This is a genomic window from Ruegeria sp. D1(2025) (assembly GCF_056536425.1).
In genome coordinates, this window is the sequence record NZ_JBQFPO010000002.1 from 592,707 (window position 1) to 606,401 (window position 13,695).

Annotated in this window: 14 protein-coding genes and 1 riboswitch; of the genes, 11 read left to right on the forward strand and 3 right to left on the reverse strand. The window is 59.0% G+C overall.

The genetic code is table 11. The annotated features are described in order from the left end of the window. Nucleotides 1-7: 7 nt before the first annotated feature. Nucleotides 8-871 carry a glycosyltransferase family protein gene (locus tag ACR1XU_RS08600; RefSeq protein WP_480905850.1) on the reverse strand — a complete coding sequence of 288 codons (864 nt, stop codon included), beginning with the start codon at nt 869-871 and terminating at the stop codon, nt 8-10. A gap of 120 nt (nt 872-991) precedes the next feature. Between ACR1XU_RS08600 and miaB the strand changes: the two genes are divergently transcribed. From miaB to trmB, 8 genes are all read left to right on the forward strand, one after another. After that, entirely contained in the window at nt 992-2,311 is a 1,320-nt protein-coding gene (gene miaB / locus ACR1XU_RS08605) for a tRNA (N6-isopentenyl adenosine(37)-C2)-methylthiotransferase MiaB (protein WP_480905905.1), read from the forward strand. Between the two features lie 181 nt (nt 2,312-2,492). Then, nucleotides 2,493-3,257, forward strand: a complete 765-nt coding sequence (locus ACR1XU_RS08610; protein ID WP_480524926.1) for an outer membrane protein — start codon at nt 2,493-2,495, stop codon at nt 3,255-3,257. A 148-nt stretch (nt 3,258-3,405) separates the two neighbouring features. Then, nucleotides 3,406-4,428 carry a PhoH family protein gene (locus ACR1XU_RS08615; RefSeq protein WP_170619426.1) on the forward strand — a complete coding sequence of 341 codons (1,023 nt, stop codon included), beginning with the start codon at nt 3,406-3,408 and terminating at the stop codon, nt 4,426-4,428. Nucleotides 4,429-4,464: 36 nt separating this feature from the next. Further along, nucleotides 4,465-4,959 (forward strand): rRNA maturation RNase YbeY, encoded by a 495-nt coding sequence (gene ybeY, locus ACR1XU_RS08620; protein WP_480905845.1) that lies wholly within the window; start codon nt 4,465-4,467, stop codon nt 4,957-4,959. 35 nt (nt 4,960-4,994) lie between these two features. Then, entirely contained in the window at nt 4,995-5,882 is an 888-nt protein-coding gene (locus ACR1XU_RS08625; protein ID WP_480905842.1) for a hemolysin family protein, read from the forward strand. Next, nucleotides 5,879-7,384 (forward strand): apolipoprotein N-acyltransferase, encoded by a 1,506-nt coding sequence (gene lnt, locus ACR1XU_RS08630; RefSeq protein WP_480905839.1) that lies wholly within the window; start codon nt 5,879-5,881, stop codon nt 7,382-7,384. Before ACR1XU_RS08625 ends, lnt begins: the two co-directional genes overlap by 4 nt. Nucleotides 7,385-7,426: 42 nt before the next feature. Continuing rightward, nucleotides 7,427-7,475, forward strand: a riboswitch (SAM-SAH riboswitch). A gap of 5 nt (nt 7,476-7,480) precedes the next feature. Further along, nucleotides 7,481-8,662 carry a methionine adenosyltransferase gene (gene metK, locus ACR1XU_RS08635; protein ID WP_170807696.1) on the forward strand — a complete coding sequence of 394 codons (1,182 nt, stop codon included), beginning with the start codon at nt 7,481-7,483 and terminating at the stop codon, nt 8,660-8,662. Between the two features lie 130 nt (nt 8,663-8,792). Next, nucleotides 8,793-9,500, forward strand: coding sequence for a tRNA (guanine(46)-N(7))-methyltransferase TrmB (trmB, locus tag ACR1XU_RS08640; protein WP_170807697.1), 708 nt, complete (start codon nt 8,793-8,795; stop codon nt 9,498-9,500). A gap of 3 nt (nt 9,501-9,503) precedes the next feature. On the opposite strand, the gene ACR1XU_RS08645 is transcribed toward trmB, so the two are convergent. After that, nucleotides 9,504-10,313 (reverse strand): hypothetical protein, encoded by an 810-nt coding sequence (locus ACR1XU_RS08645; RefSeq protein ID WP_480905834.1) that lies wholly within the window; start codon nt 10,311-10,313, stop codon nt 9,504-9,506. Between the two features lie 178 nt (nt 10,314-10,491). Between ACR1XU_RS08645 and aroA the strand changes: the two genes are divergently transcribed. After that, nucleotides 10,492-11,838, forward strand: a complete 1,347-nt coding sequence (gene aroA / locus ACR1XU_RS08650; RefSeq protein ID WP_480905831.1) for a 3-phosphoshikimate 1-carboxyvinyltransferase — start codon at nt 10,492-10,494, stop codon at nt 11,836-11,838. Beyond that, nucleotides 11,835-12,452, forward strand: coding sequence for a (d)CMP kinase (locus tag ACR1XU_RS08655; protein ID WP_480905828.1), 618 nt, complete (start codon nt 11,835-11,837; stop codon nt 12,450-12,452). Before aroA ends, ACR1XU_RS08655 begins: the two co-directional genes overlap by 4 nt. A 17-nt stretch (nt 12,453-12,469) precedes the next feature. Here the strand turns inward: ACR1XU_RS08655 and ACR1XU_RS08660 are convergent, their stop codons facing one another. Continuing rightward, the gene (locus tag ACR1XU_RS08660) at nt 12,470-12,949 is read right to left on the reverse strand and encodes a YHS domain-containing (seleno)protein (protein ID WP_480905827.1); all 480 of its coding nucleotides are present in this window, start codon (nt 12,947-12,949) and stop codon (nt 12,470-12,472) included. A 216-nt stretch (nt 12,950-13,165) separates the two neighbouring features. Between ACR1XU_RS08660 and ACR1XU_RS08665 the strand changes: the two genes are divergently transcribed. Continuing rightward, complete coding sequence (locus tag ACR1XU_RS08665; protein WP_480905825.1) at nt 13,166-13,690, forward strand: hypothetical protein; 525 nt, start codon at nt 13,166-13,168, stop codon at nt 13,688-13,690. The last annotated feature ends 5 nt before the right edge of the window (nt 13,691-13,695 follow it).

Consider the following 13,695-nt stretch of genomic DNA (forward strand, 5'->3'; position numbering starts at 1 on the left):
AAGCTTGTCAGAACCATTGTCCCGATTCCATCAGGCCCAGATCGAGCAATTGCTGCGAGGTCCATTCAAACGGCACTGAATTCTGCCAGCGGAAGGTCGGGATATCGAATGTGGAACCGGCATTGCTTTTAAGGGCCTTGGCAGCGCGGAAGGAACAAATCGCGGCCGTCAGGTTATGATGCCAGGGGCACGAATACGTGTTGTATTCCGCCTCGTTAAAGCTGTGGTCCGGCAGAAGCGTCAGGGTCTTTTTCGCCTTGAACAAGGAAATCCTGTCAATGCGGCGGCGTTCGTAGGGGATGTGATCCTCGAACCGCCACCGCAGGCCACCTGACATGTCCAGTTGGCGCTCAAGCGGATGTCCGTCAGCATCGTGGCGGGCGTGCGCGTAGTATCCGGTTCGGTCCAGCATGGCGTGATCGGGGGCTACACCGTTGGGATATACGGCCAGGTCCTCGGCATAAAGGTCGATCACGTGGCACAGCATCGCATTGCGTCGCTCTTCGGTGTGGAACGTCAGCATTTCGCCGATGCTTCGGGTCTCGCAAAACGGAAAGAACAGGTACTCGGCGTTGTAGCAGTAGTACAGCCACAACCCCGGCGCGGCCTGGATGATCCGATTGAGGGCGTCAAAGACAACGGTTCTTGGCGCGCAGGTCTGATCCACCCGGTGAACGCGTTCGGACAGTTCCGGGTCCAGTTGAAACTCCGGCGGCATCAAAGCGATCAGGGATTTGAAGCCAAGGTTCAGATGGTGGCGGATGGTTCCGTCAAGTTCGACGTCGTCCTCGGCGATGATCAGGGCAACGGGTCCCTTGGCGAGGGCAGCGCTGCCGGACTGCAGAAATGTGTCGAGGGTCTTGTAGTGCATCGCCTGTCTTGATCCGCCGTGCTGGAATTGCCGGCCAAAATCGGTTAATCGCGTCGGCATTGCAAGCGGCGTTCTATGGGTATAGACGACGCCGATCCCGCGAACGCAAAGGCCGTTTTCATGTCAGAACCCAAGAAGCTGTACATCAAGACCTATGGTTGCCAGATGAACGTCTACGACAGCGAGCGTATGGCCGAAACTCTGGGTGGGAAGGGCTATGTCGAAACCAAAAGCCCGGACGACGCGGATATGATCCTGCTGAACACCTGCCATATCCGGGAAAAAGCCGCCGAAAAGGTCTATTCCGAATTGGGCCGGTTCAAGGGGCTGAAGGCCGAAAAACCCGATCTCAAGATTGGCGTTGCGGGCTGTGTCGCCCAGGCCGAGGGTGAAGAGATCATGCGCCGCCAGCCTCTGGTCGATCTGGTTGTGGGGCCGCAAAGCTATCACCGCCTGCCCGAGATGGAGGCGAAGACCCGCGCGGGCGAAAAGGCGTTGGATACGGATTTTCCGGAAGAGGACAAGTTCGAGAAGCTCAAGAACCGTCCAAAGGCCAGCCGTGGGCCAACTGCATTTCTGACCGTTCAGGAAGGTTGTGACAAGTTCTGTGCCTTCTGCGTTGTTCCCTACACGCGGGGGGCCGAAGTCAGCCGGCCTGCGGACCGTATCATCCGCGAGGCGCAGGATCTGGTTGACCGCGGCGTGCGCGAAATCACCCTGCTGGGACAGAACGTCAATGCCTATCACGGTGCGGGCCCGAACGGGGATGTGTCTCTTGCCGACCTGATCTGGGAGTTGAACAAGGTCGACGGACTGGAGCGTATTCGCTTTACCACATCGCACCCCAATGACATGGCGGATGACCTGATCGAGGCGCATGGAACCTGCGAAAAACTGATGCCGTATCTGCACCTGCCAGTGCAGTCGGGATCGGACAGGATCCTCAAGCGCATGAACCGCAGCCATACCGCCGAAAGCTATCTGCGCCTGATCGAACGTATCCGCGCTGCGCGGCCGGATATCGTCATGTCCGGCGATTTCATCGTGGGCTTTCCGGAGGAAACCGAACAGGATTTCCAGGAGACCATAGAACTGGTCGAGCAGGTCCGGTATGGATATGCCTATTCTTTCAAGTATTCGACGCGCCCCGGCACACCGGCCGCCGAGCGGCAACAGGTCGACCCGCAAGCGGCGGATGATCGTCTGCAGCGTCTGCAGGCGCTGATCACCCGCCATCAGCGCGAGATCCAGGATGACATGGTCGGCAGAAAAGTACGGGTTTTGTTTGAAAAACAAGGGCGTTTGCCGGGCCAGATGGTCGGAAAATCCGAGTATCTGCATTCGGTTCACGTTACGGGCACCGATATTGTGGCGGGCGATCTGAGGGACGTGCTGATCACCGAATCCGGTGCAAACTCGCTTGCGGGCGAAGTGATCTGAGGCCGTCGTAATCCATGGCGCAGACACCATAACTGGTGTTTGTTTCCAAAATTTACCCTTGATTTATCGTTGCGAACTATGGTCGAGGAAACCCAGTCTTTCCTTGGGGCGGTTCCCACGCGCCTTTTTGGAGCGGATATGCGTTGGTCCGATGGTTCGTTCGGCGCAAAGGAGGGTACGAGTGAAAAAGCGAGCACATTCGGTTTCACCCAGGTTTTGGGCAGCATTGCCTTTGGCCCTTTTGATGGTGTTTCAAGCCGGTTCCAGCCCCGCCAGCGATCGCAACGGCGATGTTGCTGATGCTGAAGTGATCAGCGCAAAACGGTACGGCGATGATGTCAGCGCGTTCTACCTCGGGCTCAGTGCCGGATACGGGGGCGAGGGGGATGACAGGTTTGGCCTCAGAACTCCTGCCGGCACCACGACTGTCGGCGATCTCACCCTGAGCGGTTCTTATGGCGGAATTCGGGGCGGGTGGCGCGGCAGCCTGCCTATCAGCGGTCGGCGCAACTATGTCTACGGGTTAGAGCTCGGGTACGATTTCGGATCATTGGAAGACAGTGTTTCCACTCAAGTTGGGTCCGTTGCCGTCACGGGCAGTTCCGAAATTTCCGATATCCTGTCGGTCCGGTTTCGTAATGGCGTGACAAACCGGGGCGGAAATATTCTGTATTTCGTGTCCCTCGGGTACGTGCAGGGCGATGTGACCACCTCCAACAGCTTTGGCCCCGTATCCCGCATTCAGTCCTTTGAGGAAAGCGACCAGCGCGGCGGGTTCTCGGTCAGTGTCGGTGCAGAGCACTTCCTGTCCGATAACTGGTCGATTACCGGTGAATATGAATTTGTTCAGTTCCAGTCGAAAGACGTGACGTTCGACTCGGGCTTTTCCACAAAATCCACGCCCAAGTATCAGGGGCTTCGGTTCGGTCTGAATTACCGGTTCTGAGGGCGCATTCCACCAAACGCGACCCAAGGCGCAAGGGGACGGTCGGCGGCGCTTTTGCAATGCGTCGGGGAAAATTTGAAACTCTGTCTTGCGCCCGACAAGAATTGTTGTCTACGCTGATTTTGAAACGCCAAGACAGGAGAACGGATTGGCCATCGGTGCCCTGACCCCACCGCAAAATGACATGCCCCGGAACGAGGCGCTTGTTGAATTTCCCGACAACCGACTGTTGATTGATCTATGCGGCGAATATGACCGCAATCTGGCCGATATCGAACAGAAGCTATCTGTTCAGATCGTGCGCCGGGGAAATCAACTGGTCGTGATGGGCGATGAAGATGCGCAAAAGCAGGCCCTCGAGGTGCTGCAGGCCCTGTACACCCGGTTGGAAGGCGGGCGCGAGGTCATGCCGGCCGATGTCGACAGGGAATTGCGCATGGGCAATTCCGAGGCCGAGACCGGAACGCGCGACGGCGATCAGCTTGAAATGTTCAAAGGCGGCACTGTCGAGATCAAGACGCGCAAGAAGCTGGTCGAACCGCGCACTGATGCCCAAAAAGCCTATGTCCGCTCGTTGTTCAACAACGAATTGGCCTTTGGAATCGGGCCTGCGGGAACCGGCAAGACATACCTTGCTGTCGCCGCCGGGGTGTCGATGTTCATCGGCGGGCAGGTCGACCGGATCATCCTCAGCCGACCCGCAGTCGAGGCCGGTGAAAAGCTGGGCTATCTGCCGGGCGACATGAAGGACAAGGTAGATCCTTACATGCAGCCTCTGTACGACGCGCTGAATGATTTCCTGCCCGGCAAGCAACTGGCCAAGCTGATCGAGGAAAAGCGAATCGAAATCGCGCCGCTGGCGTTCATGCGGGGTCGCACATTGGCCAATGCCTTTGTGGTGCTGGACGAGGCGCAGAACGCGACCACCATGCAGATGAAGATGTTTTTGACCCGACTGGGCGAAGGCAGCCGCATGGTTATCACCGGGGACCGGTCTCAGGTGGACCTGCCGCGCGGTGTTCAGTCGGGTTTGCGGGATGCGGAACGGCTGCTCAAGTCGATTCCCAACATCAGTTTCAACTATTTCACTTCCAAGGACGTTGTCCGCCACCCGCTTGTCGCCGCCATCATCGAAGCGTATGAGGCCGACGCGGGCCGGGACACAGAGTGACCTAGGCGCCCGCTGCACAGGCATTGGGTGAAAGGCATGAACCTGGAAATAACGGTCGAAGACACGCGCTGGTCAGAACTGGAGCCTTTGGCGCAAAGGGCGGTCTTTGGCGTTCTGACCCATTGCGGGCTTGAGCCTGATGAGTGTGAAATCAGCCTGCTGGGATGTGATGACGCCCGAATTGCCGATCTGAATTCGGAATTTCGGGGAAAGCCGGTGCCGACAAACGTGCTGAGCTGGCCCGCCGAGGATCTTTCACCGGCGGACCCAGGCGGAATCCCCGCGCAACCAAGTCCGGACTTCACGGGTGAGATCGTGCTGGGGGATATCGCCATAGCCTTCGAGACCTGCCAGCGCGAGGCCGCAGAGGCGGGCAAATCCATGGGCGATCACGTGACACATCTGATCGTTCACGGTGTGTTGCATTTGCTGGGGTATGATCACATTCGTGACCCCGACGCCACTTTGATGGAGGCGGTCGAAGTCGAGATACTTGGCAAAATGGGTATTGATGACCCATATAATGTATGAATGGGGCCTCGGGCCCGCACAGTTGGAACAGGATAATGGGCGATACAGACGGCAGTTCTATGGCGGCGCAAAGCGCGCAACCAGAGGATGGCAACATTGAAAGTAAAGATAAATCCGGACTTTTTTCCCGGATCGTGGATGCATTTACATCGCAGAGTGACGACACCGCAAGCGTGGCCAACGGACATGACACCGACATGGTTCAGCCCCGCGGCATGATCAACCTGCGCCGTATGCGGGTCGAGGATGTTGCAATCCCGTCTGCGGATATCATCGCGGTCCCGTCAACGATCAGCAAGGATGAACTGGCGCAGTTGTTTCGCGACAGCGGATTGTCACGGATACCGGTTTACGACGGGACCCTGGATACGCCCTTGGGGTTTGTGCACCTCAAGGATTTTGCTCTGACCCACGGGTTCAACGGCGGGTCGGCTGAATTTGACCTTGTGTCGATGCTGCGCACGCTTCTTTTTGTGCCGCCATCGATGCCGATCGGGGTTCTGCTGACAAAGATGCAGACAGAGCGACGCCATATGGCGCTGGTGATCGACGAATACGGTGGGGTTGATGGCCTGCTGACCATCGAAGACCTGATCGAACAGGTTGTGGGTGAGATCGCCGACGAACATGATGCCGATGAAAGTCAGTTGTGGGTTCAGGAGAAGCCCGGCTGCTATGTCGTTCAGGCGAAAGTCCCGCTTGAGGATTTCGAGGCCGAAATCGGACGCTCGCTGACCAGCCACGAAGATGTCGATGAGGAAGAGATCGATACGCTGGGCGGTCTGGTCTTCATGTTGTCCGGGCGTGTACCGACGAGGGGAGAGGTCGTACTGCACCCCGAAGGCCCCGAGTTCGAAGTCATCGACGCCGATCCCCGGCGCATCAAGCGATTGCGTGTCATGTTGCCGGATCAGGTTGCATGAACCCTGCCAAAGGCTGGCCCTTCCTGTTGAGGGTTGCGCTGGCCGGTTTGCTTGGGGCGCTGGCCGCGTTTGGCCTAGCGCCATTCGGATATTGGCTGGCAACTCTGGTCGCCTTGGTATTGATCGCGCCTTTGTTTTTGACAACAGAAACAAGGGCGCGCGCCTGTTGGATGGGATGGGCCTTTGGCACCGGCTATTTCGCGCACGCGCTGTCCTGGATTGTCGAGCCGTTTCAGGTTGACGCCGCGCGCCACGCCTGGATGGCGCCCTTTGCGCTGGTATTCCTGGCCGGCGGGCTGGCGTTGTTCTGGGCTTTGGCGTTTCGTGTCTCGCGGCACCCCGGCGCTCCGGCAATTTCGCAGGCGTGTTTGCTGGCGACCGCAATTTCATTGGTGGAACTGGCACGCGGATATGTGCTCACAGGTTTTCCCTGGGCAGGGCTGGCGCAGATCTGGGTCGGTACACCTGTGGCGCAACTGCTGTCGCTGATCGGGCCTTACGGCTTGGGCGCGATGACTCTTTTTGCCACCCTGCCTTTGGGCGCGGGCCTGACCAAGCGCGAAGACACTCGGTACCAGGCAGTGCCAATCGCGATGACGGCTGGGCTTGCGATTCTGGCCGGGGTATATGCGCTCAGCAGGCCCAATGTGACTGACACCGATCACGTCGTGCGTTTGGTGCAGCCCAATGCACCGCAACACCAGAAATGGGATCCGGATTTCACGCAGCTGTTTTTTGCGCGGCAGGTAGAATTTACCGCCGCTGAACCGCGCCCCGATCTGATTGTCTGGCCCGAAACATCCGTACCGGCGTGGCTGAGCGGGGCGCAACCTTATCTGAACGCCGTCGCAGATGCCGCCCAGGGTGTCCCGGTTGTTCTGGGTATCCAGCGCAGTGATGGTGCCCGTATCTACAATTCCATGATCTTGCTGGATCAGGATGGCCAGCAGCAGGGGCTGTATGACAAGCATCACCTTGCGCCATTCGGGGAATATGTGCCTTTCGGGAATCTGATGGCTCGTTTCGGAATTTACGGCATGGCCACGACTACGGGCAACGGTTTCAGTTCCGGACCCGGGCCAGCCCTGATGGATACGGGCATGCTCGGCCGGGCGTTGCCGCTTATCTGTTACGAGGCGGTGTTTACTCAGGACGTCCTGTCGGCCCCCGGGCGCGCGGACTACCTGCTGCAAATCACCAACGACGCGTGGTTCGGAACACGATCCGGACCTTACCAGCATCTGACGCAGGCCCAGATGCGCGCGATTGAGATGGGTCTGCCGATGATGCGGTCAGCCAACACCGGAGTATCGGCCATGATTGACCCGCTGGGACGCATCACACGCGCATTGCCCCTGGGGAAGGCAGGCTACGTGGATGCACGGCTACCGGCCCCCCTGACGGAAACTTTTTATTCGCGCATTGGGGATAGTCCGGTGCTTTTGGCTTTATTGGCCATGTTTTCGGTGTCCTGGCTGCTTGCCAGGCGGGCCGGATCATAAATGCGGATTGACCCTTCTGGCCGGGCGATTTATGCATCCTGATGCCTGTCACAACGGCTTCCTGGCGTGATGGGGAAATCTTAATGGAGCACTTTCATGTCCCGACAAAACTATACCTTTACTTCGGAGTCTGTTTCCGAAGGGCACCCGGACAAGGTCTGCGACCGCATCTCCGATGCTGTGCTTGATGCATTTCTGAACGAAGAACCCGAAGCGCGTGTCGCCTGCGAGACATTCGCGACGACCAATCGCGTTGTAATCGGAGGCGAGGTCGGTCTTTCAGATCAGGACCGTTTGCACGAATATATGGGCCGTATCGACGAGATCGCGCGCGCCTGCGTAAAGGATATCGGGTACGAGCAGGACAAGTTTCACCACGAAACGGTCGAAGTCACCAACCTGCTGCACGAACAATCCGCGCATATCGCACAAGGAGTGGATGCGTCGGGCAACAAGGATGAAGGCGCCGGTGATCAGGGGATCATGTTCGGTTATGCCACCACCGAAACGCCTGCGCTGATGCCTGCACCGATCCAGTACTCGCACGCGATCCTGCGTCGTCTTGCGGAGGTTCGCAAAAATGGCACCGAGCCTGCGCTTGGGCCGGATGCAAAATCACAACTGTCGGTGATTTATCGCGACGGCCAGCCGGTCGGCGTCAGTTCCATCGTATTGTCGACACAGCACCTGGACGAGGCGCTGTCTTCGAACGACATCCGCGCCATTGTCGAACCTTACATCCGGGAAACACTGCCCGAAGGCTGGTTGTCGGCTGACACAGAATGGCACGTTAACCCCACGGGTAAATTCGTCATTGGCGGACCGGACGGTGATGCGGGGCTGACGGGTCGCAAGATTATTGTGGACACCTATGGCGGCGCCGCGCCGCATGGGGGCGGGGCGTTTTCGGGCAAGGATCCGACCAAGGTCGACCGCTCGGCAGCCTATGCCGCGCGCTATCTGGCCAAAAACGTCGTTGCCGCCGGAATGGCCGAGCGCTGCACAATCCAGTTGAGCTATGCGATCGGTGTTTCAAAACCCCTGTCTATCTATGCCGATACTCACGGCACTGGCGAGATCGAGGATGCAGTGATCGAAAATGCCGTCGGGCAGGTCATGGACCTGACGCCACGCGGTATCCGGACGCATCTGGAACTGAACAAACCGATCTACCAGCGCACCGCGGCCTACGGTCATTTCGGGCGCGAGCCGGAAGCGGATGGCGGTTTCAGTTGGGAGCGCACCGACCTGGTGGATGCGCTGAAAGCCGCGGTCTGACCGGAAATTAACGGGGGACGCGCCCATCAGGGCGCGTTCTTTTTTGTTTGAAGACACCTCGGGGGTGTAGGGTCTGGCCTTCGCCCTCTGACCCTTGCAATGCCCGGGCACGGGCAGTATGGGCACGGCCATGAGCACCGAGACCCCGCAACGCCCGCGCAGAAACTTCTATGGCCGCTTCAAGGGCAAGACCCTGAAGCCCAGCCAAAAGACCTATCTGAATGAAGACCTCGCAGCATTGTCACCTGGTGCGGTTGACTGGGACACCAACCCCGAACGGAACCCTCTGGACTTGCAGGCGCTGTTTGGCGGCCGGGACGTCTGGCTTGAAGTCGGGTTTGGCGGCGGTGAACACCTGGTTCATCAGGCCCAAAACAACCCCGGTGTCGGCATCATCGGGGCCGAGCCCTACATTAACGGCGTTGCCATGCTGCTGGGGAAAATTCGCCGGGCCGAGGTTGAGAATCTCGCCATCCATCCCGGCGATGCGCGTGATTTGTTCGACGTGCTGCCCGAGGCAAGCATCTCGCGCGCCTTTCTGCTTTACCCGGACCCGTGGCCGAAAACCCGGCACCACCGCCGCCGCTTCGTCACGCCTGAACATCTGGAACCCTTGGCGCGTACCCTCAAGCCGGGGTCGATTTTTCGCGTGGCGACTGACATTCCGGACTATGTGCGGCAGACACTCGAGGAAGTTCCGCGCGCCGGTTTCGAATGGCTGGCGGAACGCCCGCAGGACTGGCGTATGCCATGGGACGACTGGATTTCCACCCGGTATGAACAAAAAGCCCTGCGCGAGGGGCGTACGCCGCATTACCTGACGTTCCGCAAAACCTGAGCGCTAAGGCGCGGGGTCCCGCAGGTTGGGAAAGGCCCTGCCTTTGGCAAACCACGCCAGCCCGAACGCCCAAAGCGCGATGGTTTCCACAAAGAAGGTCAGATTGTGGGACTTCCACCCTCTCTGGGCGCCTTCGCCGGAAAACGCGACAATTCCCAGCACCAGAACGCACAGCAGGATCGTGATGCCGCACAACGTATACAACGTGTTGCGCCGTCTTTTTGTCTCGATCAATTGACCGTTTTTGATGTGACGCTCGGGAACCACGCGGCGCAGAACAAACAGACAATAAAGGCCCAGATAGATAAACAAGATACCGGCAGACCAGGCATGCAAATGCGGGGCACCGGAAAACAGCGTGAAAAATGCTTCGGGATCGGGGTCAGACAAGACCGGTGGCGGTGTTTGGTTCACATCGGCAAAAATACGCGACTGGAAGCTGACCGGTTCTTCGCAGCCAGACCCGCTTGTCGGGAATACCGCAACAAAGCAGGCACCTAATCCGGCAATAAAGGACCCAAGATCCTCAAGCCAGTGGTCACCGGTATAAGCGATCAGAAAACCACCGATGAATATCAGTAATCCGACAAAAATCGCCCCCAGAAACTGGGCGTAATAAAAGTGGCTGATGCTGTCACGAAAACAGCTGCCGCCAAATATTGCGCCACTGGCAAGAATTATTGGCAGGCCGAAGGCGACCAACCCGACCAGAAAGGCCAGGCGCATCTGCAGAACACTGTCAGTCTTCAAGGGGTCTTCGGGCTGAAAGTAGGTTTCGGTTCCCTTGGAAAGCATGGATCGAAGCTGTGACATGATTAGACCTCGGAGTGATTTGTGTGAATCAAAACGAATGCGTCCTAAATGTCGCCACAATAGCCTGAAACTTGCTGATGCCCCAAATTCTGTTCAATCTTGCGGTCGCATTGCCGCTGGACCAACCGGCCCCAATTCGCTAATCGGCTTGAGCACTGATAGCGCAAAAGGAGACCCCATGTCCGGACACGGAACGCCCATCCCGATGACGTCGCATCCCTGCGGCCCGCTGACCGGCACGGCAGAGGTGCCCGGCGACAAGTCGATCTCGCATCGGTCGCTGATTCTGGGCGCGATGGCGGTTGGCGAAACAAGAATTTCGGGTTTGCTGGAGGGCGAGGATGTTCTGGACACCGCCAAGGCCATGCGGGCCTTTGGGGCCGAAGTCACGGATCACGGCGGCGGCGAATGGACCGTGCATGGCGTCGGGGTTGGCGGCTTTGCCGAGCCCGATCAGGTTATCGACTGCGGCAACTCGGGCACCGGAGTGCGCCTGATCATGGGGGCGATGGCGACGTCGCCTATCACCGCGACCTTTACCGGCGACGCCAGCCTGAACAAGCGTCCCATGGCGCGGGTCACCGATCCGCTGGCGCTGTTTGGCACGCAATCTGTCGGTCGTTCCGGCGGGCGTCTGCCGATGACAATCGTGGGCGCGGCCGAGCCAGTGCCGGTTCGCTACGAAGTTCCCGTCCCCTCGGCTCAGGTCAAGTCGGCCGTCCTGCTGGCCGGTCTGAACGCACCGGGCAAGACCGTGGTGATCGAAAAAGAAGCCACCCGCGACCATTCCGAACGGATGCTGGCCGGTTTCGGAGCGGAGATTACGGTTGAGGACACGGACGAGGGTCGCGTGATTACGCTGACCGGTCGCCCCGAGTTGAAGCCGCAGGTTATTGCCGTTCCGCGGGATCCGTCCAGCGCGGCCTTCCCGGTTTGCGCGGCGCTGATCACGCCCGGTTCTGACGTACTGGTTCCAGGTATCGGTCTGAACCCGACCCGTGCGGGGCTGTTCACGACTTTGCGCGAGATGGGCGCAGACCTGACATATGAGAATGAGCGCGAAGAGGGCGGCGAACCAGTCGCCGATCTGCGCGCCAAATATTCACCCAACATGAAGGGCATCAACGTGCCACCGGAACGCGCGGCCTCGATGATCGACGAATACCCGGTGCTGTCTGTGGTAGCGGCCAATGCCACCGGCACCATGATGATGGGCGGCGTCAAGGAACTGCGCGTCAAGGAAAGCGATCGCATCGACGCCATGGCGCGCGGGCTGCGCGCCAATGGCGTGGCAGTGGACGAGGGCGACGACTGGTGGTCGGTCGAGGGCCTCGGCATCGGTAACGTCCCAGGCGGCGGCACATGTGAGAGCTTTCTCGACCACCGCATTGCCATGTCTTTTATGGTCATGGGCATGGGTGCGAAATCTCCAGTATCTGTCGATGACGGCGGCCCAATCGCGACCTCATTCCCGATTTTCGAACCACTGATGGCGGCCTTGGGGGCGAAGGTCGAGCGTACATGAGTTTTACGGTCGCCATAGACGGTCCTGCGGCGGCGGGTAAGGGCACGATTTCCAAGGGTGTCGCTGAACATTTTGGCTTTGCGCATCTGGACACGGGGCTGCTGTATCGTGCCGTGGGCAGGCACACGCTGGTTGGTGTGGACCCGGTTGCGGCGGCGCTTGCGTTGACCGCTGAAGAACTGGCTCAGGGTGATCTGCGAACGACCGAGATTGCACAGGCGGCCTCGAAAGTTGCGGTGATCCCCGAAGTGCGCGCCGCATTGGTGGATTTCCAGCGCACCTTTGCCCGCCGGGCGGGAGGGGCCGTGCTGGACGGTCGCGATATCGGAACCGTGATATGTCCGGCGGCGGAAGCGAAACTGTTCGTCACCGCCAGTGCTGAGGTGCGCGCAGAGCGTCGCTATCTTGAACTCAGCGCAAAAGGGGCTGATGTCACACGCGATCAGGTCCTTGCGGATGTACGGGAGCGTGACGCGCGGGATGCGGAACGCAGTGCGGCGCCGATGAAGCCCGCAGATGACGCGGTTTTGCTCGATACCTCTGATCTGAGTATCGCAGCTGCATTGGAGCAGGCCATAGAGGTCATCAAACAAAGACGACCCGCGACACCGTAGTGCCGCGGGCTGCCTGATTACAGTTCGCCGACGGCGATGCTTTTGATGCTTGCCCACTGGTCGTCAGCTGTTTTTGCCGTGGCGGTGACGTCCTTCAGGAACGCTGAGCGGGTGTCGGCGTTCAGGAACAAGTACAGTTTTCCATCAGCCACCAGATACTGATCCGGGTCGCCGTCGAACTTCTTGCCCACGGACACGCCATACGAGCAGAACCCGCCATGCTGCGGCAGATAGGCGGCCGGGTTGGCCTCGAACGCCTCGCGGTTCACGGCGCTGGTGAAGTAGTACGACGCTCCGTCATAGGTGGCGGAATGGGTTGCAAAACCCTCTACCGGGTTGCCGTCATTGACCAGCGCGACCAGATCGACGCCATGGGCCGCCAAAGGTGCGCCCGCTGCCGAGATTCCGTTCGAAACGTTGATTTCATCGGCGGCAAAGGCCGGGGCAGCGATCAGCGGCAGGGTTGCGATCAGGGTGGTCAGGACCAGATTTTTCATTGCATTTCCTTTCGTGTTCAGGTTCGGGCTGGCTGGTGCGCCAACCGCTGAAACAAAGATAGGCGGCTGTTCTTGTACGAACTATCGCAGGAAGGCCGTCAGATTTTGCAGATCGTTCAAAGATAGGGCTTGCCGGGAATACTCTTCACCAAGCTTTGTTTGGCCAGTGAAAAGGTGGCTTTCTATTGTGAAGGAATACCCTGCAGGAGAAGTGCCATGATCCGACTAGCCGTATTGCTGATTTTTCTGGCCGGAAGACTGGCAGCTCAGGACGGGGAGACGCCCGAGCCTGCAATGGACTACGAGCGTCTGGGCAAGATCATCTTTGCGCTCGACCCAGAAGCGCAACCGCAGGGCCCCGGATTTCAGATGACGGTTGCGGATTATCCGATGTTGGTGGTGACAGACATTAATGCCGACCGGATGCGCGCCATGGTCCCGATCCGCAGCGCCGAGGGGCTGTCGGATGATGATCTGCGGCGCATGATGCAGGCCAATTTCGACAGTACGCTGGATGCGCGTTACGCGATCGCCAATGGCACTTTGTGGGCTGCGTTCATCCACCCGTTGTCTTCACTGAGAAAAGACCAGTTGATCTCGGGGCTGGCCCAGACCGTGAACATCGCCGCGACCTACGGCACCCTTTATACCGGTGGTGCGGCAGAGTTTGGAGGCGGTGACAGTACCGACCTGCAGCGCGCCCTGATCGAAGAGCTCTTGAAGAAGGGCGAGGAAATCTGATCCGC